The organism is Psychromonas sp. MB-3u-54, assembly GCF_002836415.1.
In the GTDB taxonomy this organism is placed as follows: domain Bacteria; phylum Pseudomonadota; class Gammaproteobacteria; order Enterobacterales; family Psychromonadaceae; genus Psychromonas.
Map to the genome: position 1 here is coordinate 1 of NZ_PJBP01000017.1, position 2261 is coordinate 2261.

The following is a 2261-nucleotide window of genomic DNA, read 5'->3' on the forward strand; positions in this document are numbered from 1 at the left end:
AAGAAAAAAGGGCAACTAATTAAAACCTTTATATTTACGCTTACAAAACAAACAAAAATCATTGGTTTTTGATTTTTGTTGTCATTCACACCAGCGTTTACCAATTTTATGCGCTATTTCCAGATGGTCTAATACTCTCGCGACCATAAAATCCTGTAAATCAGAAATAGTTTCAGGCTGATGGTAAAAACCTGGCGCTAATGGCATGACTGTTACCCCTAATTCAGACAGAGTAAGCATGTTTCGCAAATGAAGCGTGGAAAAAGGTGTTTCTCTTGGCATGATGATCAGTTTTCCGCGTTCTTTTAAAATAACATCTGCCGAACGTTCGATTAAGTTGCTAGATAAACCATGGGCAATAGAGGCCAATGTTCCACAACTGCATGGACAAACAATCATTTTATTTGGCGCTGATGAGCCAGAGGCGACGGGTGAAAACCAATCTTTTGCAGCTAATACGACTATCTGCTGTTTTTTACTCTGGAATTTTTCCTGTAAAAAAACATTTAGTTGAGTCAGATCTGCAGGCCAATCTTCATTTTCTTCTGTTTTTAACACAATTTTAGCCGCATCGGAAAGTAATAGGTATATTTGTATATCCGTATCAACCAATGCCCGTAATAACCTTAAGAAGTAACCGCTGCCCGATGCTCCTGTTACCGCTAACGTAATTCTATCTTTAAAAAAAACATCCTTAGACATATTAAACCTTCTTTTTCAGGGCGAGTTGCCCCAGTAACTTGTTGTGGATATTGCCAAAACCACCATTACTCATAATGAGTATATGAGCGTTCTGTTCTGCTATTGATACTAACTTAGTGCATAACTCATCAATATCATGGGATATATCAACGGCTTTACCCTGCTCTGCAAACAGCTCCTCAATTGACCATTTAATATCTTCTGTTTCAAAACAGTAAACACTGTCAGCTGCCGCTAATGCATTGACTAAGGCCTCTTTATGGACACCCAGCTTCATGGTATTTGAACGCGGTTCGAGAACAGCAATAATTTTATCATTGCCTACTTTTGCGCGTAACCCCGCTAAGGTTGTTTTAATGGCGGTTGGATGATGAGCAAAATCATCATAAACAGTAATACTGTTAACCTTGCCTTTAACTTCCATTCGGCGTTTGATATTTTTAAATTCAGCGAGTGCTTCAATTGCAATTTCCGGTGTAACACCCACGTGGCGTGCAGCAGCTATCGCAGCAAGTGCATTATTAACATTATGATCGCCCATCAATGACCAAGTCACCTCGCCCTGTTTTTGCTGATTTAGATAGACGTCAAAAATTGAAGCATCTTCTTTGATTTTTTTGCAGGACCAGTTTTTACCCAGGTATTCAACCTCGCTCCAACATCCCATCTGTTTAACAGACATTAATGCTTGATCCTGATCCGGTATAAAAATACGCCCCGTTGCAGGTACAGTACGAACTAAATGATGAAATTGTTTTTTAATAGCATTCAAATCTTCAAAAATATCCGCATGATCAAACTCTAAGTTATTTAAAACCAGGGTTCTGGGATGGTAGTGAACAAATTTGGAACGTTTATCAAAAAAAGCACTGTCGTACTCATCGGCCTCTATCACAAAAAACGGGGTTTCGCCTAACCTGGCTGACAGACCAAAGTTTTCAGGTACGCCACCAATTAAAAACCCCGGTTTCATATTGGCATATTCTAAGATCCAAGCCAGCATACTGGCGGTGGAGGTTTTACCGTGAGTACCGGCAACAGCTAATACCCAACGGTCTTTTAATACATGCTCCAATAACCACTGCGGGCCGGAAATATAAGGAATTTGTTTATCAAGCACCGCTTCTACGCAGGGATTTCCGCGACTCATTGCATTGCCAATAACCACAAGATCAGGATTTGAATCTAATTGGCCGGGATCAAAACCTTGAATTAATTCGATTCCCTGCTCTTCTAATTGGGTGCTCATCGGAGGATAAACATTTTTATCTGATCCTGTGACTTTATAACCCAAGGATTTGGCGAGAATCGCAAGCCCCCCCATAAATGTGCCACAAATGCCAAGAATATGAATATGCATAAAACCTCGATAGAAAAGATAAGAAAGTGTATTTAATTGTTAACCCTAAATTACCTGAACATGAAAGATAAGAAAGTGTCGTTAATTGTTAACCCCAAATTACCTGAATCTTCAATCATTGCCAATAAAAAAGGCGAACACCTTCGAATGTTTATCTTTATATACCCATCACCATTCAAAATGCAGATTAAAATCGCTA

The 2261-nt window shown here is 39.3% G+C and carries 2 protein-coding genes; both read right to left on the reverse strand.

Annotation, left to right across the window (positions count from 1 at the left end; all coding sequences use genetic code 11):
- Positions 1-81 precede the first annotated feature (81 nt).
- Positions 82-702, reverse strand: a complete 621-nt coding sequence (locus CXF72_RS00325) for a flavin prenyltransferase UbiX (protein ID WP_101036053.1) — start codon at positions 700-702, stop codon at positions 82-84.
- A gap of 1 nt (position 703) precedes the next feature.
- On the reverse strand, positions 704-2062 hold the full coding sequence (mpl, locus tag CXF72_RS00330; protein WP_101036054.1) for a UDP-N-acetylmuramate:L-alanyl-gamma-D-glutamyl-meso-diaminopimelate ligase: 1359 nt from the start codon (positions 2060-2062) through the stop codon (positions 704-706).
- Positions 2063-2261 lie beyond the last annotated feature (199 nt).

Bases quoted from the DNA above. Each gene is read 5' to 3' on its own strand.
- CXF72_RS00325 (WP_101036053.1), bottom strand. From the start codon at position 702: ATGTCTAAGGATGTTTTTTTTAAAGATAGAATTACGTTAGCGGTAACA.
- mpl (WP_101036054.1), bottom strand. From the start codon at position 2,062: ATGCATATTCATATTCTTGGCATTTGTGGCACATTTATGGGGGGGCTT.